This window comes from Haloferax sp. YSSS75, assembly GCF_046764215.1.
Classification (GTDB): Archaea; Halobacteriota; Halobacteria; order Halobacteriales; family Haloferacaceae; genus Haloferax.
This window is the reverse complement of the sequence record NZ_CP177207.1, coordinates 21,888-44,515: the sequence shown is the minus strand read 5'-3', so window position 1 is coordinate 44,515 and position 22,628 is coordinate 21,888. Positions and strand designations below refer to the sequence as shown.

Annotated in this window: 17 protein-coding genes; 7 read left to right on the top strand and 10 right to left on the bottom strand. The window is 59.4% G+C overall.

Annotated features, from left to right (window positions below; all coding sequences use genetic code 11):
• Positions 1–41: 41 nt before the first annotated feature.
• The 3 genes from acs (ACK3R5_RS16255) to acs (ACK3R5_RS16245) all read right to left on the bottom strand — a co-directional run bounded on the left by acs (ACK3R5_RS16255) (position 42) and on the right by acs (ACK3R5_RS16245) (position 6,090).
• The gene (acs, locus tag ACK3R5_RS16255; protein WP_411968844.1) at positions 42–2,039 is read right to left on the bottom strand and encodes an acetate--CoA ligase; all 1,998 of its coding nucleotides are present in this window, start codon (positions 2,037–2,039) and stop codon (positions 42–44) included.
• A gap of 202 nt (positions 2,040–2,241) precedes the next feature.
• A complete protein-coding gene (locus ACK3R5_RS16250; RefSeq protein WP_411968843.1) occupies positions 2,242–3,972 on the bottom strand; it encodes a bacterio-opsin activator domain-containing protein in 1,731 nt (576 codons plus the stop codon).
• A gap of 144 nt (positions 3,973–4,116) precedes the next feature.
• The gene (gene acs, locus ACK3R5_RS16245; protein ID WP_411968842.1) at positions 4,117–6,090 is read right to left on the bottom strand and encodes an acetate--CoA ligase; all 1,974 of its coding nucleotides are present in this window, start codon (positions 6,088–6,090) and stop codon (positions 4,117–4,119) included.
• A 105-nt stretch (positions 6,091–6,195) separates the two neighbouring features.
• On the opposite strand from acs (ACK3R5_RS16245), the gene ACK3R5_RS16240 reads away from it, so the two are divergent.
• From ACK3R5_RS16240 to ACK3R5_RS16230, 3 genes are all read left to right on the top strand, one after another.
• Positions 6,196–7,020, top strand: a complete 825-nt coding sequence (locus tag ACK3R5_RS16240; protein WP_411968841.1) for a carbon-nitrogen hydrolase family protein — start codon at positions 6,196–6,198, stop codon at positions 7,018–7,020.
• Between the two features lie 127 nt (positions 7,021–7,147).
• A complete protein-coding gene (locus tag ACK3R5_RS16235; protein ID WP_411968840.1) occupies positions 7,148–7,540 on the top strand; it encodes a pyridoxamine 5'-phosphate oxidase family protein in 393 nt (130 codons plus the stop codon).
• A gap of 68 nt (positions 7,541–7,608) precedes the next feature.
• Positions 7,609–7,980 (top strand): hypothetical protein, encoded by a 372-nt coding sequence (locus ACK3R5_RS16230; RefSeq protein ID WP_411965968.1) that lies wholly within the window; start codon positions 7,609–7,611, stop codon positions 7,978–7,980.
• A gap of 88 nt (positions 7,981–8,068) precedes the next feature.
• Here the strand turns inward: ACK3R5_RS16230 and ACK3R5_RS16225 are convergent, their stop codons facing one another.
• The 7 genes from ACK3R5_RS16225 to ACK3R5_RS16195 all read right to left on the bottom strand — a co-directional run bounded on the left by ACK3R5_RS16225 (position 8,069) and on the right by ACK3R5_RS16195 (position 16,355).
• A complete protein-coding gene (locus ACK3R5_RS16225) occupies positions 8,069–9,295 on the bottom strand; it encodes an AGE family epimerase/isomerase (RefSeq protein WP_411968839.1) in 1,227 nt (408 codons plus the stop codon).
• A 100-nt stretch (positions 9,296–9,395) separates the two neighbouring features.
• On the bottom strand, positions 9,396–10,748 hold the full coding sequence (locus ACK3R5_RS16220) for a glucoamylase (RefSeq protein WP_411968838.1): 1,353 nt from the start codon (positions 10,746–10,748) through the stop codon (positions 9,396–9,398).
• An 11-nt stretch (positions 10,749–10,759) separates the two neighbouring features.
• Positions 10,760–11,908, bottom strand: a complete 1,149-nt coding sequence (locus ACK3R5_RS16215) for an ABC transporter ATP-binding protein (RefSeq protein ID WP_411968837.1) — start codon at positions 11,906–11,908, stop codon at positions 10,760–10,762.
• Positions 11,901–13,055 carry an ABC transporter ATP-binding protein gene (locus tag ACK3R5_RS16210; RefSeq protein ID WP_411968836.1) on the bottom strand — a complete coding sequence of 385 codons (1,155 nt, stop codon included), beginning with the start codon at positions 13,053–13,055 and terminating at the stop codon, positions 11,901–11,903. The genes ACK3R5_RS16215 and ACK3R5_RS16210 overlap by 8 nt, the downstream gene beginning before the upstream one ends.
• Before the next feature lies 1 nt (position 13,056).
• The gene (locus tag ACK3R5_RS16205) at positions 13,057–13,977 is read right to left on the bottom strand and encodes a carbohydrate ABC transporter permease (RefSeq protein ID WP_411965974.1); all 921 of its coding nucleotides are present in this window, start codon (positions 13,975–13,977) and stop codon (positions 13,057–13,059) included.
• A 46-nt stretch (positions 13,978–14,023) separates the two neighbouring features.
• On the bottom strand, positions 14,024–14,932 hold the full coding sequence (locus tag ACK3R5_RS16200) for a carbohydrate ABC transporter permease (RefSeq protein WP_411968835.1): 909 nt from the start codon (positions 14,930–14,932) through the stop codon (positions 14,024–14,026).
• Positions 14,933–14,957: 25 nt separating this feature from the next.
• Positions 14,958–16,355, bottom strand: a complete 1,398-nt coding sequence (locus tag ACK3R5_RS16195; RefSeq protein ID WP_411968834.1) for an ABC transporter substrate-binding protein — start codon at positions 16,353–16,355, stop codon at positions 14,958–14,960.
• Positions 16,356–16,512: 157 nt separating this feature from the next.
• Between ACK3R5_RS16195 and ACK3R5_RS16190 the strand changes: the two genes are divergently transcribed.
• From ACK3R5_RS16190 to ACK3R5_RS16175, 4 genes are all read left to right on the top strand, one after another.
• Positions 16,513–17,610 carry a TrmB family transcriptional regulator gene (locus ACK3R5_RS16190; RefSeq protein ID WP_411968833.1) on the top strand — a complete coding sequence of 366 codons (1,098 nt, stop codon included), beginning with the start codon at positions 16,513–16,515 and terminating at the stop codon, positions 17,608–17,610.
• Positions 17,610–19,535: a glycogen debranching N-terminal domain-containing protein gene (locus ACK3R5_RS16185; protein WP_411968832.1), complete on the top strand. Its 1,926-nt coding sequence runs from the start codon at positions 17,610–17,612 to the stop codon at positions 19,533–19,535. The genes ACK3R5_RS16190 and ACK3R5_RS16185 overlap by 1 nt, the downstream gene beginning before the upstream one ends.
• Positions 19,536–19,871: 336 nt before the next feature.
• Positions 19,872–20,402: a metal-dependent hydrolase gene (locus ACK3R5_RS16180; RefSeq protein ID WP_411968831.1), complete on the top strand. Its 531-nt coding sequence runs from the start codon at positions 19,872–19,874 to the stop codon at positions 20,400–20,402.
• 734 nt (positions 20,403–21,136) lie between these two features.
• Positions 21,137–22,612, top strand: coding sequence for a family 16 glycosylhydrolase (locus ACK3R5_RS16175; RefSeq protein ID WP_411968830.1), 1,476 nt, complete (start codon positions 21,137–21,139; stop codon positions 22,610–22,612).
• Positions 22,613–22,628 lie beyond the last annotated feature (16 nt).

The window sequence follows — 22,628 nt, the reverse complement described above, 5'->3', positions numbered from 1 at the left end:
TCAGGGGGTGAGCGTGGTCAGGGGGGAACAGAAGGGAGCGCTCAGTTGCGCTGTTGCTCTACTTGTCGTGCGATGGTGTCGACGATTTCCGGGTTGCGGAGCGTCGAGGTGTTGCCGAGTTCCTCGCCGTTCGCGACGTCTTCGAGCAAGCGGCGCATAATCTTCCCCGAGCGCGTCTTCGGCAGTTCGGGCGTGAAGACGACTTCTTCGGGGCGTGCAATCGGGCCGATAGCGTCCTCGACACCCTCGATAATCCGACCCCGGAGTTCCTCACCGCCCTCGGCACCGTCTTCGGTGATGACGTAGGCGTACACCGCCTCGCCTTTGAGTTCGTGATTCGCGCCGACGACGGCCGCTTCTGCGACGCCTTCGACGCCGACGATAGCGGACTCTATCTCCATCGTTCCGAGGCGGTGGCCCGAGACGTTGATGACGTCGTCCACACGGCCGAGGACCGTGATGTAGCCGTCGTCGTCGACTTTCGCACCGTCTTCGGGGAAGTAGACCCAGTCGTCCGAGTCGTCGCTGTTCACGTCGGAGTACTCCTGCCAGTACTCCTGGACGAACCGCTCGTCGTTCTTGTAGAGCGTCCGGAGCATCCCCGGCCACGGCTTGTTCACCGTGAGATACCCAGCACGACCAGCGTCGACTTCCGTACCCGACGTGTCGACGATTTGGGCGTCGATACCCGGCAACGGTGGCCCGGCGGACCCAGGTTTCATGTCACAGACGCCCGGAAGCGTCGTCACCATCATCCCGCCCGTCTCCGTCTGCCACCACGTGTCGACGACGGGGCACTCCTCGTTGCCAATGTGCTTGTAGTACCATTTCCACGCGCGCGGATTGATTGGTTCACCCACCGTCCCGAGGAGTCGAAGGCTCGACAGGTCGTGTTGCTCGGGGAACCTGCTTCCCCACTTCATGAAGGCGCGAATCGCCGTCGGTGCCGTGTAGAAGATGTCGACGGCGTACTTCTCGATGATGTCCCAGAGTCGGTCACGGTTCGGGAAGTCCGGCGTCCCTTCGTACATCACCGTCGTCGTCCCGAGAGCGAGCGGTCCGTAGACGATGTAGGAGTGGCCGGTAATCCAGCCGATATCTGCCGAACACCAGTAGGTGTCTTCCTTCTCGATGTCGAGGACAGCGTGGGACGTCCACGTCGCGTACGACAGATAGCCACCGGTGGTGTGTTTGACACCTTTCGGCTGGCCCGTCGTCCCCGACGTGTACATCAAGAAGAGCATGTCTTCGGCGTCGCGCTCGACGGGTTCGACGCGTTCGCCGGCGTGTTCGGCCATCAGGTCGTCCCAGTCGTGCTGGTTGCCACGGAGTTCGTGGTCGAATCCGTCCTCACCCAGTCTGTCGACGACGACGACCGAATCGACGCCGTGGTCCACCCCGTCGAGTCCCTCGTTCGCCTTGTCGAGGTGGTCGAGGGCGTCGCCGCGGCGGTAGTAGCCGTCACACGTGACCAGACACCGCGAGTCGGCGGAGTTCATCCGAGTCGCGAGCGCTTCGGCAGAGAACCCAGCGAAGACCACCGAGTGCGGTGCGCCGATACGCGCACACGCGAGCATGGCGATGGGCAGTTCGGGGACCATCGGCATGTAGAGCGTCACCACGTCGTCTTCTTCGACGCCCTGTGCCCGGAGCGCCGCCGCGAACTCGTTGACCTCGCGGTAGAGGTCCTGATAGGTGTACGTTCGCGTCTCACCGTGTTCGCCTTCCCACTTGATGGCGACGCGGTTCTTGTCGCCGTTTTCGACGTGTCTGTCGACACAGTTGTAGGAGGCGTTGAGTTTGCCACCCGTGAACCACTTGTAGAACGGCGGGTTCGAGTCGTCGAGCACCTCGTCGTACGACTCGTCCCAATCTATCATCTCGGCCGCGCGTTCCCAACTCTGTGGCCAGTTTTCTTCGAACTCCTCGTAGATATCCGGGTCCGAGACGTTCGCCTGTGCGACGAACTCCTCGGATGGCTCGAACACTTCCTGCTCTTCGAGTCGTGCCTCGAGTTCTACCTGATTTTCGTCAGACATGCTCTGTGACAACAAGGAACAGTAAGGGGTATAAGGGGGATATCTAACTATAAGGTATTCAGTACGATTGACCAGACATCGGCGTTCGTTGTATTTCTGGCCTCATATAGCGCGATATTGAATGGTTTGTTAGATTATATAATTCAACATACGGTTGTGTCGCGACGAACAACTCCTCGCTCATCCCTAAGGATTTAGTGTGTCATTCACCGTCGTCGAAAAACGAGGTCAAGAGTTTCTGTTGGGCGGTCCGGAGGTGTTGGTGGAGCGTCGGTGACGAGACGTCGATAGAGTCCGCAAGGTCCTCGGCAGTGCTCTCTCGCGGCCACTCGAAATAGCCGGCCAGATACGCCGCTCGGAGGGCAGAGTACTGTTTGTCTGTCAACTGCGTCTCGACAGAGTCGCGGAAGTCAGTCGAGTGCTGTGGTGTTCGTTCGACCTCTCGCTTCGAACGGAGTTCGGTACTGGGGTAGGCGTCTGTCAACTCCGAGACGACAGTCCGAAGTGGGACTTCGTTCGCGAGTTCGACGGCGAATCGGGCAGCACCGTCGTCGGCGGTGAACTCGGAGACAGTCCCATCGCGTGCCGTAACGGCGGTCAAAAGCGAATCGCCCGAGAGGACGACTTCGAGGAGTGAGTTCTCGCCCCGGTCACGAATCAGCCGAACGTTCGAGATTTCGGGTGCGGTGTCGAGTTCGTCGAACGCCTGTTCGGTCGGAACGTCACTCACCGCGAGGAAACAGAGCAGTGAGCGGTCTTCGATGGGTGCGACACCACGAAGTGAACACGTACACCCGAGTGTCGCCGAGAGACGGACGAACACGTCGGTTTCGTCGGAACAGACGAACCGAAGTTGCGTGACCGTATCCGCCACGAGGAGTTTCTTTCGTTCGACTGCTGCGAGCGTCGCACCGACCTGTCGGCCGAGCGACGCCAGCAATGCCCGCTCGCGGTCCGAAACGGCCCCCGGTGACGTGCCGAGATACAATCGCCCGAACGACGTCTCGCCGTGGACGAGTGGGACGGACGTGACTGCGACCGGTCGCTGGCGACTGGAGAGGTCCGTGTTCGCCGTCCGAACCGCACGAATCTCTTCGTCACCGGGTGACGAACCGTCCAACCCATCCAGAAACTCGCTAGAAACCGTCTCGTCGAGTCCGACGACGGTACGCGACGTCCGAGTACCGGGGTCAGTGGGGGCAACCAGCGCGAAGCGGTAGACGCTCGACCCACCGAGTCGCTCACAGAGCGTCTCTTCGAGGCCGTCTTTCGTCGTCGCTCCCACGAGGGCATCACTCACCTCGTCGGCGAGTTCGAGAACGGCCGTGAGCCTCCTGTCAGTACCGGGTTCCGGGTGAGGCTGGACGGTTCGGTCCTCGGCGAGCGCGGCGACGACGTCCGGCGCTGACGGTTCCGCGACGAACGGGTCGAGACTCTCCAGTGAGTTCCATCCGCCGACTTTCATCACCACGCTCGGGTGGACGCCGTCGTCCAAGAGACGGCGAGCGAAGAACCGACGCAGGTCACGCGAGGAGATATCCGCCAGTTCGTCTTGTCCGGTCTTCTCGGCGGCACGTTCGCCAACCGTCGAGACGAGCATCTGCAATCTCCGGGGCGTCACCGGAAACACGCGGTCAGTCTCGTCGACGTCGTTGACACCGACGTACTTCCTGAAGTCGTGTTCGACTGCCGCCGAGAGATACGTGGTTCGGCCGTCAGTTGGAACAGTGAGTGAGTAGAGGTCAGCGGGCCGGTGCGGGCGGTCAGAGACGTCTGCTGGCCTGAGCACACTCATCTCACTGGGTTGTAATCCTGCCTCTGCACCCAATCGGAGGACGAGTTCTTCGCGGTACGTCTCAGTCGCCCGCCGCAGACGGGAGTAGGTCGTCTCCCACTCCGACATCGGGTTCGACCCACTGCCTCGTCGTCCCATTTTTCGCTATCTACTTCGAAAACGAATAAAATCGTTCTGATTGCGGTGGTACTTCCTCTGTGAGCGACTCTAAGTAATCGATGACGAACCGCTAGTGCCCCTACGATAGCGATTTCGCTCAATTCGAATTAGCGAAATCGTTCGTCATTCGCCCGAATCGCCGGTCCGTTCGCTGACGATAGATTCCAACTCCCCGACGATTTCCGGATTGCGGAGCGTGGAGGTGTCGCCGAACGCCTCCCCGTTCGTGATGTTCTCGAGGAAGCGTCGCATAATCTTCCCCGAGCGCGTCTTCGGCAGGTCGGGGGTGAAGATAATCGCTTGTGGCGTCGCAATCGCACCGATTCGGTCGCGGATTCGTGTGTTGATTCTCTCGCGTACCGCGTCGTTGCCGCTGACACCCGACGCCAACGTGACGTACGCGTGAATGCCACCACCGGTCGGACCGTCGACGCTCACGACTGCTGCTTCCACGACGTCCTCGACGTCGACGATAGCACTCTCTATCTCCATCGTTCCGAGGCGGTGTCCCGAGACGTTGATGACGTCGTCCACACGGCCGAGGACCGTGATGTAGCCGTCGTCGTCGACTTTCGCGCCGTCACCGCTGAAGTACACCCAGTCGTCGATATCGACCGGTGTTCGCTCCTGTTCCGCCCAGCGAGTCCCCCGCTGGAGTGCCAGTGGCATGCCGGGCCACGGACGACGAACGACGAGGTACCCGGGGTCGTTCGGTGCACAGGGAGTGCCGCTCTCGTCGACGATTTGGGCGTCGATACCCGGCAGCGGCGGCCCTGCCGACCCAGGTTTCATGTCACAGACGCCCGGAAGCGTCGTCACCATCATCCCGCCCGTCTCCGTCTGCCACCAGGTGTCCACGACGGGGCACTCCTCGTTGCCAACGTGTTCGTAGTACCACTGCCAGGCGCGGGGGTTGATTGGTTCACCCACCGTTCCGAGGAGTCGAAGACTCGACAGGTCGTGTTGCTCGGGATACTCCTCGCCCCACTTCATGAACGAGCGGATGGCCGTCGGTGCCGTGTAGAAGACGTCGACGGCGTTCTCTTCGACGAGTCGCCAGATACGGTCTTTGTCTGGATAGTCCGGCGTCCCCTCGTACATGAGGACGGTCGACCCGAGTGCGAGTGGGCCGTAGACGACGTAGGAGTGGCCGCTGATCCATCCGATGTTCGCCGTACTCAGGTACGTGTCTTCGGGGCCGAGGTCCAGGACGGTTTCGGCCGTCCACGCGACGTGAGCGAGATAGCCGCCGGTTGTGTGTTTGACCTTCTTCGGTTCGCCAGTCGTTCCCGACGTGTGGATGAGAAACAGACAGTCGTTCGACGCTCGCTCGACCGGTTCGACCACGGCACCTGCCTGTGCGTCGACCAGTTCGTGGTACTCGTGTTGGGACGCTCCGAGGTGTGTCTCACCACCGAGTCGGTCGACGACGACCGTTTCGTGGATGTCGTGTCCGACACTCAGTCTAGCGTCGTCCGCCTTGCGCTTCAGGAGTATCGGGTTGCCCCGCCGGTAGTAACCGTCACACGTGACCAGATACGGGGACTCCGCACTCTCCAGTCGCGTCGCCAGCGCGTCCGCGGACAGTCCTGCGAAGACGACGTTGTGTGGCGCACCGAGTCGAGCACACGCCAGCATGGCGATGGGCAGTTCCGGAATCATCGGCATGTAGAGCGTCACCACGTCGTCTTCTTCGACGCCAAGGTCACGCAGTGCCGCCGCGAACTCGTTTACCTCGCGGTAGAGGTCTTGATAGGTGTACGTTCGCGTCTCACCACCGCGACTCTCCCACTTGAGAGCGACGCGGTTCTTGCCGCCGGTTTCGACGTGCCGGTCGAGACAGTTGTAGGAGGCGTTTAGCGTCCCACCGGGGAACCACTGGAAGGCGGACTCGTCTTCCGAGAGGACCGTGTCGTATCGGGTATCCCAGTCGAGTCGTTCGGCCGCAACGTCCCAGCAGTCGGGCCACTCCCGGTCGAACGTCTCGTAGAGGCCGTCGTCTGCAACGGTCGCTCGTTCGACGAACGACGCAGACGGGCTGATACCGTCCAACGTGTCCGTCTGCGGTACTGAGTCCGAGTCCCGCCCGTTCGGCATAACCCAACACATCAGACCGTGAATGATAAACGTTCGTACCGATGTTCCCGTGGTGACACGAGGGGGGCAATACAATACGCTCGGCGCACACAACGTACACCCGAGATGTCTCAGTTCGTGGCCGCGGCGTGTCAGATGGACTCGCAAGACGACAAACAGGAGAATATCGACCGGGCACTCGGATTCGTCGACGACGCAGTGGCGGCAGGTGCCGACTTCGTCGCGTTCCCCGAGATGATGAGTTACATCGGTCCGAAAGACCGCTACCCGGAGGTTGCGGAATCGGTCGATGGGGAACTCGTCCAGCAGTTCGCCGACAAAGCGCGCGAACACGACGTCTACGTCCACACGGGCAGTTTCTTCGAGCACATCCCCGACTCAGACCGAGTGTACAACACGTCAGTACTCCTCGGCCCCAAGGGGGACGTCCTCGACACCTACCGGAAGGTGCACCTCTTCGATATCGAAATCGACGGCAACGTAGAGTACGAAGAGTCCGCCCGCGTCGCACCCGGTGACGAAGCAGTGACAGTGGAGACGGACCTCGCGACGTTCGGACTCTCTATCTGCTACGACCTTCGGTTCCCGAATCTCTACCAGACGCTCGCCCACCGTGGAGCGAACGTCCTCCTCGTCCCCTCTGCGTTCACGATGTTCACCGGGAAAGACCACTGGGAACCGCTCTTACGTGCGCGCGCAATCGAGACTCAATCGTACGTGATTGCCCCCGGCCAAATCGGTGACAAACCGTCGGCACCGCAGACCTACGGCCGAACGATGATTGTCGACCCGTGGGGCAACGTCATCTCGAAAGCCAAAGACCAACCCGAGACGATTACGGCCACACTCGACTTCGACTACCTCGACGAGACGCGGCGGGAACTGCAGAGTCTGCGCCACACGCGGTCTGACGTGTACGAGTTGCCGTAGCAGGCACGCACGACGGCCGTCACGTCGGTGGGCGAGTGGGAGAAAGAGGGAGAGGGTCTGGGAGAGGGAGAAAGAGGGAGAGGGTCTGGGAGATACTGTTAATGCGTGTTGTTCGTACTTCGAAACTATGGCAGTGGTTTCCGACGAAATCGTCCAGTTGGTGACGGGCGAACCTCTCATGGCACATCTCGCAACCTGCTCGGACGGACGGCCTCACGTCGCACCGGTGTGGTACGACTACGACGAAGACGCCGACGTCGTCGAAGTTCTCACTGCCGGGCGGAAACTCGCTAACGTCAAATCGAACCCTCGTGTCGCACTCTCGATTCAGAAGGACGTCGACGGGGAAGCACGGTGGCGGGTGACGATGCTCGGGACGGCAACCATCGTCGAAGACGACGAGGCGACACGAGAGGCGACCCGACGAATTAACGAGAAGTACGACGCCGGCGAAGAGGAGTGGCCCGAGAACGAACTCGTGCGGATATCCATCGGCACGGCTACGTCGGAGACGTACTGAGAAAGCCAGGCAGTGGCCATTTTCTCGTCGGTGCGTGGATTTATCTACCAATTGAACGACATTCGACTATGATCGACGGTCCACCCCCGACCGACTCACTCCGACCGACCGAAACGTACGACGGTCGGATTACCGTCCGTCTCATGGACGACGAAGACGGTGTCGAAGAACACCGCTGTTCGTCGTATGCGGACGCAATCGAGGTGGTCAGAGAACACCAAGACGAGGTTGCCGCGGCGAAAATCATCGACAGAGACGACGACGTCGTCTTCACGTCCGCAGAGATGAATATCGACACGTGGGAGTCGATGTGGGAGCAAAAAAAACGGAGTATGCGCGTCGCCGTCGAAGAACACGACTGCCCGTACGACAGTATCTCGTGTTTTGCAGATGACCTCTGTGTCCAGTGCAAGATGGACAAAATCGAGTCGCGGTGGTGAGACGGGCGTCGCAGTGGCGAGATGGCCATCGCCGGTGCCGAGATGGGCGTCGCGGTGGCGAAGTGAAAATCGCCAACTGGGACGCGAGTCAGTCGACGTCTCCGGCGGTCCGAAGCACTTCGTAACAGGCGTTGATTTGGTGATACCCGACTTTCACCTCGGGTGAGTCGTCGATGTCGGAGTGAATCTCGTTCTCTCGGGTGAGTTTGAAGTACCAATTTCCGTTGCCGCGGTTGACCACGTTCTCCCACGCGTACGACCAGATTCGGTCGTACCAATCGAGGAATCGCTCCTCACCAGTCGCGTCGTTCAGAAGTACTGTCGCTCCGATGCCTTCGGCGAGTGGCCAGTAGTACTTGTCGTCCTCGATGGTCTCGCCGTCTCTGTCGAAGTTGTAGACGAAACCGCCGTACTCGTCGTCCCAGCCGTTTTCGACGGCGGCGTCGAAGAACCGAACCGCCCGTTCGACGAGCCACTCCTCGTCGCGGTGGTGTGAAAGCGAGACGAGCAACTTACTCCACTCCAAGAGGTGGCCCGGTTGATACCCCCACGGGCGGAAGAGGTGTCCCGGTTGGTCGCGGTTGTACTCCCAGTCGAGTTCCCAATCTTCGGTGTAATGTTCCCACAGCAGGCCGTCACCCCGGTCCGAGAGCGTGAGGGCGAGGTTCTCCGCGATGGTGTAGGCTCTGTCGAGGTAGTGTTCGTCGCCGGTGTAGTCGTACGCGGCGAGATGCGCCTCGCACATGTGCATGTTCGCGTTCTGGCCACGGTAGGTCGAAACCGGGTTCCAGTCGGCGTCGAGGTTCGAGCGGAACAGCCCCGGGTCGGGTTCCCAGAAGTGTTCTTCGATAGTCTCTGTGACCTCGTCGAGATATTCGTCTACGTCACCGATTCCGGCCGTACCAGCGGACGCGAGTGCGAACAGGACGAACGCGTGACCGTAGGTCGAGCGTGTGGCGTCTTCGACGTCTCTCCCGTTCATCACCCACGCGTAGCCACCAGTCTCGGCATCTCGGTGCTGGTTCACGAGGTACGAGAGGCCGTGTTCTGCGGCCTGTTCACACCACGCCGGCCCGTCGAGCATCGACCCGACGCTGAAGTTGAACACCAGTCGGCACGTCGCCGGGAGCAGTTTAGACCGCGAGTCGTAGATAGTTCCGTCGTGGTCGCTCAATTGCGGGATGTACCCGCCGTACGTCGTGTCGATGCACGTCGGGTGGTAGAACTTCAGGACGTTCGTGAGGTGCTGATACACCCACCGTGGGTCTCTAAAGGTCGATGCGTGCTGTCGGATGGAGTCTCGTGTGTCGCTCATTGTGCGTGGAGTGTTGATTTGCTGTTAGATACGTGCCGAAAGGGTGGTGAAAGATGTTCCGCCGGCAGGCGGTGTTCGTTCGAGGAGTCGGCGAACAGACCTACGCGTCCTTCCGAACGAGGGCGGCCAGGAACTCGGCGTGACACCAGGCGAGTGGGCGGGCGAATCCGACCACGTCGTCCGTCTCGACACGCTCTGCAATACTCTCGTAAGAGTCACGCATGTGACCGAGTTCTTCGGCCACGAGGTCGAACGACACGTCTCTGAGGGCCGCATCGTCGAACTCTTTCTCGAAGTCGAGGCCGGTGTCCCACTCGTTTTCGACGAACGACTCGAAACGGGCGCGCGTCGTCAGATGCTCGGGGATGTAGCCGTCGTCGTCTGCGTAGGAGACGATGTTCTGGAGAATCTCGTCTCCAGCCTTTGTTTCCCCTCGGTCGTACCGATACTGCGCGTGCCACGCCGTGTACTGCATCCACGGACCGTTCCCCCCGTGTTGGTGGACTTCGAAATCTCGATGGAACCCGAGGAACCGCTGGAGTCCACCGAGACGTGGGTCTTCGAGCGCTTTCGAAGCGCGTTGTGCTGCCTCGTCGGCGGCGTCGCCAAAGAGGTCAGAGAGTCCGTAGTAGTACGGTGAAAACAGCGTCACGTCGGGGCGGAAGTCGAGTTCTCCTTCGGGAGTGTACCGACGTGGAACCTGCTGTGGACTGGTGAACGCGCGTTCGACGCCACCTTCGAGGATCGGCAGGAAGTCGTCGATTCGGGCCGCGGCGTCGGTCGATTCGGCACTGAGAACCGTGAGCGCACGTGACGCTTGTCGGAGCGCGCTCACGAACGCACTGTTGACCCACAGCGTGTAGCCAGACTCGATTCTGCCCTCGTGAATCGACGTCGTACTCTCGACGAGGTGTGCGTTCGGGTCGTACAGTTCTTCGCGCGCGTACTCCACTGCTCGGCCGATTGCATCGACGACAGCGTCTCCGAAGTCGTCGTCGACGTCCGACCACGCGTCTGCCTCGTCCAGTGCAAACACGGCGTGCGAGACGACGCGCAGGCCGTGAGCGACGTTGTCTTCCTGAACGTAGATTCCTTTGTCGGTGCCGTCGAGTGCGTACCGTTGCTGCCACGCGCCGTCGTCGTCCTGAACGGCGAGGTGGAAGCGAGCGGCGTCGACGACGTGAGTACGAGACTGTTCGACGTCGATACCTGCGCGAATCGCTGCCAGCCACGCGCGCGTGATACACGCGATGTCACGTGGGTAGGCGTACGGATATCGGTGGTCGGGGTCACTCGCGAGTGGGACGGCACCCTCGGCATCACCGGACGCTTCGTAGACGAGTTCGTCGAGCACGTCCAGATGGAACTGCGGGCGCAGTAGTTCGTCTTCGTCGAAATCCGTCGAGTCGGTTCCGCTGTCCGCTGCAGATGAATTCGGGGAGTTGCTAGCCATATTCAGATATGTCAGTCGGTCGATGGTGGCGTTCGGATCGATGGTTCGCTGTCTGTGAGGCCGCGAGTCTTGATGGAACGGCCGCTGTCGATATCGAAGAGATATACGTCCTCCGGGGAAACAGTAACGCCTACGTCGTCACCAGCGTCGGGGTAGACGACCGGTGGGACGCGAGTCGTCAGTTCGACGTCACCGACGTCGAGGTGGACGAAGTTGTCGTTCCCCTGGTACTCGGAGACGGTAACCGACGCGGTGAACGTCCCGTCGCCATCGGTGTCGAGTGTGGCGTCCTCGGGGCGAATACCGAGTGTGACGCGGTCACCGTTCGAGAGAGAGACGGCACTAGATGGGAGTTCCGCGAAGACAGTTCCGTTCCGGACGAACGACGTCGTCTCACCGTTCACACGGACCGTCGTCTCGAAGGTGTTCATCGCCGGACTTCCGAGGAACGTCGCGACGAACTCGTTTACCGGGTGGTCGTACGCCGTCTCCGGCGGAGCGACCTGTTGGAGTTCGCCGTCGTCCATCACGACGATTCGGTCGGCCATCGTCATCGCCTCCGTCTGGTCGTGGGTGACGTAGACGGTGGTGACGTCGAGTTCCTCCTGTAATCGCTGGAGTTCCGTCCGCATCTTCGAGCGGAGTTTGGCGTCCAGATTCGACAGCGGTTCGTCGAGGAGGAATACCTCTGGGTCGCGGACGATGGCACGCCCGAGGGCGACGCGCTGTTTCTGCCCGCCGGACATCTCTTCGGGCCTATCGCCGAGCAGTTCGGTGATGTCGAGCAACTCCGCAATCTCTTCGACCTTCCGTCGCCGGTCTGCTTTCGAGAGAGTGCTGGAGTGTTTGAGCCCATAGCCCATGTTCTCACGGGCAGTCATCTTGGTGTACAGAGCGTACGACTGGAACACCATCGCGACGGAGCGTTTGCTCGGCGCGAGTTCCTGTACTTCGTCACTGTCGATTGCTATCGTCCCGTCTGTGACCGTTTCGAGGCCGGCGAGCATCCGAAGCGTGGTCGATTTCCCACACCCGGAGGGGCCGACGAGGACGACGAACTCACCGTCTCGAACGGTGAGGTCGACCGAATCGACTGCCGTCTCCGTCCCCTGTGCGTCGTCGTAGATTTTCGTCACACCGTCGAGTTCTAACTCACCCATCGGTCTCACCTCCTGCTGTCGTCAGGGCACTCCCGTCTGCGTCGAAGGTGTTGAGACTATCTGCCTCGAAGACCACGTCGACGCTGTCTGCGGTCCGAACCTCGTCGGGGAGCGACCGTACGCGTGCGGTGAACTGCACGCCGCCACGTTCGAGTTCGAGTTCGTAGGCGTTTCCGAGTGGTTCGACGACGAGGAGGTCCGCCGAGAACGCCGGCGTCCGCGCCTCGTCGTCCGTGTGCTGCGACGCGAGTGCCACGTGTTCTGGGCGAATGCCGATTCGCGCTGTCGGTGCAGGGACCGGTCCAGTGAGTGGGACCGGGTCGTCACCACAGAGTTCGATGCGTTCCGGGGTCTGTGCGACGTCGAAGAAGTTCATCGCCGGTTCGCCGAGGAATCCAGCGACGAACTCGTTCGCGGGATTCTGGTAGATTTCTTCCGGCGCGCCGACCTGCTGTATCTCACCGTCGTTCAGGATAGCGATTCGGTCTGCGAGACTCATCGCCTCTTCCTGGTCGTGGGTGACGTAGACGGTGGTCGTTCCGAGGTCCTGCTGTAGTTCGCGCAGTTCGCTTCGCGTGTGGACGCGGAGCTTTGCGTCGAGATTCGACAACGGTTCGTCCATCAGGAAGGCGCGAGGCTCACGGATGATAGTGCGTCCGAGGGCGACGCGCTGTCGCTGCCCGCCCGAGAGTTGGCCGGGTTCCTTGTCGAGCAACTCGCTAATCTCGAGAACCTCCGCCGCCCGTTCGATACGCCGACTCCGTTCGTCGTCGGAGAGGTCCATCTTCTTCAGCGGGAACGCGAGGTTCTCGCGGACCGTCTTGTGCGGGTAGAGGGCGTACGACTGGAAGACCATCGAGAGTTCCCGTTTCTGTGGCAACGTCCGCGTGACCTCTTCGTCGCCGATGTAGATGTCGCCCTCAGTCGGCGTCTCGAGTCCGGCAATCATGCGGAGCGTCGTCGTCTTCCCGCACCCAGATGGCCCGAGAAGGACGAGGAACTCGCCGCTCCGAATATCGAGTGAGAGGTCCTTGACGGCGGTGACGTCTCCGAACTCTTTTCGGATGCCTTCGAGTCGAATCGACTCACCAGCACCCCCGAGTTCGACGTCGGTGGACTCCGCGTGGGAGGTGTCTTCGACCGACATGTTACCCCTCCACCGCCCCGAACGTGAGGCCTTGGACCATGTACTTCTCGAGGTAGATGAACATCACGATAATCGGGATGCTCGTCATAATCGACGCGGCCATAATCTGTCCCCACACCTGGTGGAACCCGGACGAGAGCGCGTCCAGACCGATGGGCAGTGTGAACGTCGCCTGCGTCTTCAGGAAGATGCTCGCGAAGAGGTACTCGTTCCACGCAATCATGAACGTGTAGATGAACACGGCGACGATTGCGGGTGCGGAAAGCGGCAGCGTGATGCGGAGGATGACCTCCAGCCGGGAGTAGCCGTCCATCATGGCCGCTTCTTCGATTTCCGGTGGAACGCTGCGGAAGTAGTTTCCGAGCATGTAGAGCGACACCGGAAGCGTCTGGACGAGATACGTGATGACGAGGCTCTCCAGCGTGTCCACGAGGCCAAGCCAGACGACCACCTGAAACAGTGGAACGACGAGCAGGATGCCCGAGAACATGTAGACGAGGAGCACGCCCCGCGAGAACAGTCCACGGCCCGGGTATTCGAGGCGCGCGAAGCTGTAGGCCCCGAAGGTGGCGACGAGCACCGACATACCCGCCGTGACTGTCGCGATTATCAAACTATTCTTGAAGTAGGTCACGAACGGGAACGTCTCGGGACTGAAGACGCTCTCGTAGTGTGCGAGCGTGAACTCGTCCGGGAAGACGGTCGGTGGAAGCGCGTATATCGCGCTCTCTGGCATGAAGCTCGTGACGAACATCCAGTAGAACGGGAGCAGCGAGACGAACAGGGTGAGTCCGAGACTCAGGTAGAACACCACCTGTTCGAACCGCGAGCTCTCGATTTTGTCCGAGGTAAACACGGACTGGAAGCTTCGAATCGTCGTCCGTGCGCTCTCTGTCGTCGTCTGTAGTATCGTGGCTAACATTGGTTCCTCCGTTGGTTTCGTCGTTCGAATGGCGTCATCTGTCGAATCACCAATCCAGCACCACCCCGACGTAGACCATCACGAACCCCATGAGCGCCAAGAACAGGACCATCGAGATGGCAGCGGCTTGACCCATGGCGTAGTTCGCGAAGGCTGTCTGATAGGCGTACAGTGGGAGTGTTTTGACCTGTTTGGTCAGGAGCCAGATGTCTGCGAACTTGTTGAAGTTCCAAATCCACCGGAGCAAGAACACCGTCGCGAGGACGTACTTCAGCTCTGGAAGCGTGATGTCCTTGAACCGGGCGAACACGCCCGCTCCGTCGATTTTCGCGGCCTCGTACATGTCGCTCGGAATCGACTGCACTCGGGCGATGATCATCAAGAACGCGAAGGGGAAGTACCGCCACGTGTCGAAGAGAATGACCATCCACAGCGCCGTCTTGGCGTTGTTGAGTACGTCGATTTCGCCCGCGTAGAGACCAAGGATGTCGCTGAAGAACCACGGGAACAATCCGTACAGCGGGTCCAACAGCCACTGCCAGACGTACGCCACGGCAATCAGCGGGGCGACGTACGGCAGGAGCATGAGGCCGCGGGCGATTCGTCGGCCTTTGAACTTTCGGTTGAACAACAGCGCCGCACCGAGGCCACCCAGTGTGGCCAGTGCGTCGCTGAAGAAGGTGAAGATAATCGTCGTCTCGAGCGAACTCCAGAACTCACTGCTCGAAAAGAGCATCTGGTAGTGCTGGAGTCCGACCCAGACGGGGGACTCGTCGGGGCTGAGCGGCACTTCGGTAAAGCTCAGGTAAACGTTGTACCCCACGGGATAGAGGATGACGCCCGCGACGAGCAGTATCGCCGGTGCAATCAGCCCGTACCCCAGGAGCGCCTCTTTCTGTTCGAGGGTGAGGTCCGAACGGTTTAGTATTGGTTTAACGGCGTTCTTGACGGACATGATAAATGGGTGACCAGTGAGGGAGTTACTCTTGGATGGCCTGTCGCATCTTCTCGGCCTGTTCGTTCGCGACAGTCTGGGCGTCTTCACCGCTCGTCACGCGGGAGACAGCCTCCGCGATGAGGAACTTGTTGGTGATGTTACCCAGTTCGGGGAACGACTTGCCGCCGACGTATCCGAATCGCTCGATGTTCTCGAAGCCGTTGGAGATGTCCGCGACGGTGTCGCCCCACGCTTCGAGCGTCTCGTTGTCCTGATAGTCGTCGCTCTGTGCCGTCGGCTTGAGCACGGCGTTCATTCCACCGGGAGCCATGTGGAGCCAATCGACGTACTCCTCGCCGGAGAGGGCGTACTCTGCGAAGGACTCGGCGGCCGTACGCTGCTTGTCGGTGCCCGACGAGAGCACGTTCAGCGTGACAATCTGGCCGAACGAACTGCGACGTTCGTTCTCGATGTACGGACTGAAGGAGGTGTCGTCGACCAGCGACTGACTCTTGCCGGCGACGTCGTCCATGATGTACGTGGAGTACATGATGAGCTGACACTGGTCGTTGAGATACGTGTTGTTCGCCGTCTTCCACGTGTCCTTGCCCGGCGGCGTGTACTCAGCGAGTTCGGCGTAGTATTCGAGCGCTTCGACCATCTCGGGACTGTCGAAGACGATTTCTCCGTCTTCGTTGAAGACGCGCGCGCCGTTGGACCGGGCAAACGGCGTGAAGCACTGTCGGGCGAACGGCGTCTTCTTCGTCCCGACGACGATACCGAACTGGTTCTCGTCAGGGTTGTGGAGTTCTTTCGCCGCGGCGAGAATCGAATCCCACGTCGTCGGTGCGTCGAGACCCTTCTCGTCGAAGGTGCTCTGGGAGTACCAGAATCCTTCGAGCCAACCGTGGAACGGAACGGCGAAATTGCCACCGTCGGGTGCTTCGGTGAGCTTGAGCGCGCCTTCGTAGAACTTGTCACGACCGACGCTCTCGATGACGTTGGCCGCAGACTCCTTCGAGAGCAGTCCACCGGTTCCGAGCTTCTGCATCGGCCCGAGGCCCCACTCGGCGACGGCAGGAAGCGTATCGGACGCACGTGCGGATGCGATTTGCGACGGAAGGTCGTCTTCTTTGACTGCGACCATCTCCATCGATGGGTCGTGACTGGACGCGAAGTCAGAGACGATTCCCTTGATAACTTGCTGTCGCTCGTTTTCGGTCTGCGTCGTCCAGAACGAGATTTCTGCGGGTTCCGGTGCCTCTGTCTGTTCCGACGAATCGGAGTCGCCGCCTGACGAGTCACCCTCGGAGGCGTCCGAGTCGCCACCCGAACCACCGCCACTTCCGCCGGTACAACCCGCCAAGAGCATCGTACTCCCGCCAGCGAGTGCTTTCAGCACAGTCCGTCGATTAGTATGTTCGTCAGTATTTCCAGACATGGAGTCTGTCACGGAAAGACATGAAATACAAAGATATATAAAATTTGTGTATGTTGTTGTAACCGTAGTGAATATGACTGTGGCGCATCGGACGCTCAGCGCTCGTTTCGTCTCACCACAAGTGAAAATTGGTGTGGGCAGTAACTAACCAGACAACATGGACACGAAGGAACTCAAGCGTGGCCTGAGACAGGCCGGCCTCACGGATTACGAGGTGGACGCGTACGTCACGCTCCTGGAGATGGGTAACGCTCCAGCGACCAAAATCGCAGAACAGTCGGCGGTCCCACGGTCTCGCGTCTACGACGTCCTCCGCAACCTCGAAGACAAAGGCTTCGTCGAGACGTTCAAACAGAAGTCGCTTCGGGCACGTGCCGAAGACCCCTCGAAAGTGTTCGAGATGCTGACCTCGCAGGCCAAGACACTCGAAGCGACGGCCGAGGAGATACAGAATCGATGGGAACAAGCGGGACTCAGCGGCCATCAGATGAGTTTCGTCAAACGCCTCGACACCGTCTTCGAACGCGCCGAAGATGCCATCGAGAGCGCAGAAGACCAAGTTCAGATTTCGATGGCTCCGGAGCAGTTCGAACGACTACGTCCTGCTCTGAAATCCGCACTGGAGCGAGGAGTCTACGTCACCATCTCGTTCAACACCTCGCCCGACTTGCCGGTCAACCTCCCGACGGACCCGGAGTTAGATGGAGCAGTGTACGAAGCACGACACCGTGACCTCCCGGCACCGTTTCTTCTCCTCGCTGACCGCGAAGTGACCTGCTTTGCCCCACACATGAAGTCGGTGAACCAGTATGGGGCAATTTTCGAAGACGAAGAGATAACCTACGTCTTCCGCTGGTACTTCATGGCGGCGCTGTGGGAGTCGTGGCCGACTATCTTCAGTGGTATCTCGGACGACCTACCCTTCGAATACGTCGATATTCGTGAATGTATCCGGGACGTCGCCCCGGTTCTCGCAGATGGGGCACGAATCACCGCCACGATTCGCGGAACGACGACGACCAACCGCGAAGATGTCGAACTCCACGGAGAGATTGTCGACCTCATATTCGCAGACCGGCGTCGGAACCCCACAGACACTCCCTCGCTCTCGCAACTCGCCGGGCGTGCTGCTATCGTTCTCGACACCGAGGACGGAGAAGTCAACGTCGGTGGGTGGGGTGCAATCGTCGAGAACATCGAAGCGAGGCGCGTCTACATCGAATCAATCAGCTTCGACGAAGAGGACGACCACTAATGCTACCAGAAAACTGTATGCTCGCACTGCACGGGGGAAGACAAGTCGTCGTCGACGAACACGGTGACGTCTCTCCCGAAAACGACCACTGTGGAATCTACAGCGACGACCACCGATACCTCCGTGGCGTCGACCTTCGAGTCGACGACGCAAGCGGAGAGGTTCGGTGGGAACGACTGGGCCGAGCGTCGGACGGAGATGCCGTGACGACCGTACTCACCAGTTCGACCGACGGGCCGGCACGCGGAGACACCCGTGCATGGACGCTGACCAAACAGTTCAGTATCGACCGGGACGGCGTGACGGTCACGTTCGGTATCCAGAACAACACGAACGAAACGCGTGGATGCGAACTCGAAGTTACCATCGACCCAGGATTCGAGCACATCTTCGAAGTCGAATCGTTCTTCTCCGCCCGAGATGCGCGTGACCGTCCGGTCACGGCAACTCGATTGGACGAGGGGACGGTACGATACACCGCAGAAGGTGTCGACGAGACGGAGCGGAGTGTCTCAATCGAGACCAACCGGGACGATACCGACGACGCAAACGAGAGCGTGCAGGTCGAAAGCGACGGGACGGCCGTCGTGTCGGCCACGCAGACAGTCGGACCAGCAACGACCGAATCGCTTTCGTTCACCATCTCACTCCCTGGCGACGCCATCGACGTTCCATCAGTCGATGTCGCGCCGGCAGATATCGACCCGCGACACCGGTCACTCGCGTCCGCCGCTTCGGAAGCACTCGATGCGTTGTTGCTCCCAGAAGGTGTGCCTGCTGCCGGCGCGCCCCGATTCGTCGCGCCATTTGGTCGAGACTCACTCATCGTCGGGTACCAACTGCTCGCGTTCGATGCGAGTGTTGCCGAGCGAACGCTTCGCTTCCTCGCTTCGGAGCAGGGAACAGACGCCGTCTCTGATACACTCGAAGAACCGGGGAAGATACTCCACGAACACCGAACCGGTGACCTTACCGAGGCCGGAATCTCCCTCAGACGGCCGTACTACGGGAACATCGACGCGACTTCCCTCTTCGTCGCCCTGTACGCAGACGCCGTCGAAGCACAGGTGTCTGACTCACTGGAAGACGACCTCTACGAATCTGCGACTGCGGCAGTCGAGTGGATTCTCGACACCGCCGACGAAGATGGCTTCCTCAGATACGACGCCCACGACCACCCGTACGGCCTGAATCATCTCGGATGGAAAGACAGTTCAGAGGCACTCGCCCACCCCGATGGCCGAGAACCCACGGGGCGAATCGCGCTCTCGGAAGTCCAAGGATACTCCTATCGCGCGCTCCGAGCGTTCGAACCCCTCGCTCGTGAACACGGCGACGAAGAACTTGCAGACGCCTGTGGTGAACTCGCAGACCGACTGTACGACTCGTTCGAAGCGCAGTTTTGGGTCCCGAGTGAGGGGTGTTACGCACTCGCCCTCGACGGGTCCGAACGAATCCCCAGTGTCGCGACGAACCAGACGCACGCGTTCTGGGGCGGACTCGGGACGGACGAGCGCGTCGAATCTGCTGTCGACCGACTCCTCGAACCGGACGTGCTCACGTCGAGTGGGTTACGCACGTTCGCCGGCGACCACGAAGCGTTCGACCCGCTTTCGTACCACCGAGGGAGCGTCTGGCCACACGACAATAGTCTGGCCGCGCTCGGATTCGCCGAGAGGGGATTCGACCACGCTGCCGAACTCGTTGCGGAACGGAGTCTGGACGCTCTCGGTGATAGCCTGACCCGTGCCCAACCCAACAGATTTGGGTTCCCCGAACTGTTCACCGGTCTCGACGAGACGGTACCGAATGGGTATCTCGTCCACCCAGATTCGTGTGAGCCAGCAGCGTGGGCGGCGGGGAGTGTCTTTGGCTTCCTCACTGCGCATCCAGAAGTACGTCTCGGAGATAATCGAATGTCGTAGCAAGGACAGAGTTCATTTTTATCGAGTAGACGAACTGGACGGTGCCGTTCACAGGCTCAAGTGAAGAGAGACCACAGATGTCGGGATGAAGGAACTCGACGGTTCAAGGTGTCACCGCAGTTGTCGTGACGGGGATGCAGAACTGTGAGTACGTGGTTGAAGAACATCTGAGAGCTTCAACTCCGGTGTCCCCGCAGGTTTCTCCCTCTCGGAGCAAAATAATCGTCCCACTCGCAACGGTGTTGTCACGTATGTTCGTACTTTCCGTCAGCTGGACGTTCGTGTTTTCAGAGTAACGAGTGTATACTATAGTTCGTTTGTCGATTATGAATACCAATGTGGCCGTGGGGGCACTTGGCATTCGGCGCGCTCATCTACTACGGATATCGCCGGATACGCCGACTGGGCGTCTCACCGGTCGTCGTCGGGATTGCACTGGCGTTCGGGACACAGTTCCCAGACATCGTCGATAAACCACTCGCGTGGAATCTGGGACTGTTACCGAACGGGAGGTCACTAGCTCATTCGATTTTCACGTTTTTCATCGTCGCCGTAGTTCTCACTCGGATTGGACGCGACCGAGAACAACAAGAGTTGACGACGGCGTTCTTGGTCGGGTACGTAAGTCACATCGTCAGCGATCTTATACCACTGGTACTCAGGGGAAATCTCTACTATGCGACGTTCGTTCTCTGGCCGCTTCTGCCACCGGTCGATTACGGGCAGGAAATCGGATTCATCGCTCGCATCGAAGCGCTCGATATAACAGCGGGCCTACTCGTGCAATTGGCTATCGTCCTCGTTTTGATAATCTATTGGTACGTTCGAGCGCGCGCAGCACACCGTCCCCCACCTCGTCACGACTGAATCCATAGTGTGGATTGTTAGTAAACACCAGACGATACCGTCGCACAATATATCAGAATTACAGAATCGATTAAGAAATAATTAAGAACCAATTTTCACGACTATATTGTCAAACATAATTTATTAAGAGCGTATTTTATCCAAGAAATCAAGAATGTACTACAAACATACTATATAATTTTTAACGATAGGTTAGTCGAGTGATTCGGCTATTTCAGCCCTTCAAATTGAGTTTTAAATCGAGAATCAGCATGTCTAGTATAGTTACTATATAGAATTTCAGCGATAGTTTTGCAGTCTAATAGTAAGTAAATTATACATTCTTGAATGTACGATTGAAAAACGCAAAATAAGAACGTGAATTTATCCTAGACATACTGTCTTTGTTCATTTAATCCCCCGATATCTACAATCTCTTTCAAAAAAGAACTTTATACTCCCATGTCTTTCACGAAAACGAGACAATGTCAGACGAGCATGGTCCGGACGCACCGGACAACACAAACGAAAAGTCCCTCCAATTAGGCCGCCGGAACCTCCTAAAGATTTCTGGCGTCGGTGCCTTAACAGCACTCGGTGCCACTAGTTTAGGTGTGCCCGCGTCTGCAGCCGTTTCCGAAGGTGGACCTGCAAACCAAGACAACTGGACGCTTACGTTCGAAGATGACTTCGACGCCGGCTCCCTCAACAAAGACTTCTGGTCCATCGGTTGGGGTTGGGGTACCGGTACCACTATGAGTCCTACGGAGGTCATCGAAGAGAACGTCGATGTCCGCAACAGTAACCTGTATCTGAAGGGAACCCACGACGGCGACCAGCCGTACGCGGGAGGAGTCAACACGAAGAACAAGGTGACGTTCGGTCCGGGTAGTTACTTCGAAGCGAAAATCAAGTTCGCTCAGCGGGAAGGCTTCCAGAACGCGTTTTGGTCGAAACCGAACACCGAAGCATGGCCGCCAGAAATCGACGTCGTCGAACTGATGCAAGATGGCAGTGGGTGGGACGATACGCACAAGTCCCGACACCACATCCACTACTCGACGTCGACCGAACCAGGCGACAAATCCACGCACGTCGGTCCAGGGGGTTCGTACACGCCAGGTGACGACCTGACCGAGAACTACCACATCTACGCAGTCGAGTGGCAAGAAGACCGCATCACCCACTACGTGGACGGTGAAGTCGCTTGGGAGACGACCGACAGCACCGCCATGCAGGCGATGACCAACGGTGGTGTGCAGTACCTGATGTTCTCACTCAACATCGACAACGTCGGAACTCCAGACTACTCCGTTCCGTGGGGTGAAGAAATTGCCATCGACTGGGTCCGAGTCTGGGATTACGCAGGGTCTGACTCCACCAGTACGAACACCTCAACGAACGACACCGAACATTACCTCTGGGCACGGTCGGGCGACGGTAACCCAGTTACGTTCGCGTTCGAGGCGAGCGGTGGCAACGTCAGAATCGACCCACAGGATACGACCGAAGATTACTGGGTCTCCAGTGACGGAACCATCGGTGGCGGGACGACCAGCAAGACGTCCTCACTCCCGGGCTTCCGGTACACCGGTGACATCACCGACCTTCGGTTCGACGGTGACCTCGACCTGTTCATCGACAACACCGCAGTCGACACTGCAGACCTCGTCGACGCATCCGAACCCGGTCCATACCGGCCTTCCGACGACTCCCAAACGTCTGACTCGACGCAGACCACGTCACTCCCGAACACGGTTACTATCGACGGGAGTAACTACAGTCAGTCGGCGTCTTACAGCCTCTCTGTGACCGACGCACTCGCTTCGACCGACTCGATCACGAGCGAGGACGACATCTCGGGGACGACCGCGACCGGTTCTATCGGTGCAGGGTCGGACACCTACCAGTTCGAAGGTGACGTGACCGACATCGCACTCGACGGTCCCGCAGACGTCTACGTGAACGAGACACGCGTGGACCTCGTCGTCGTTCGTCGCGACCCCAACAGCAACGGAAACGTGTGGTACATCATCGAAACCGACGGTGAACTGCTGAAGGGCGAAACGGCATCTGCGAGTGCAACTAGCGACGACGACGTCTCTAGTTCGAAAGCACGTGGGTCTGTCAAGGACGACGCAGACGCCTATTGGCTCTTCAATGGTGACGTCCTCGACGTCTCGACGTTCGGTGGCGACGTCGTGACCACGGTCAACGGCCAAGAGATCTAGACTAGCCGCTCGAACA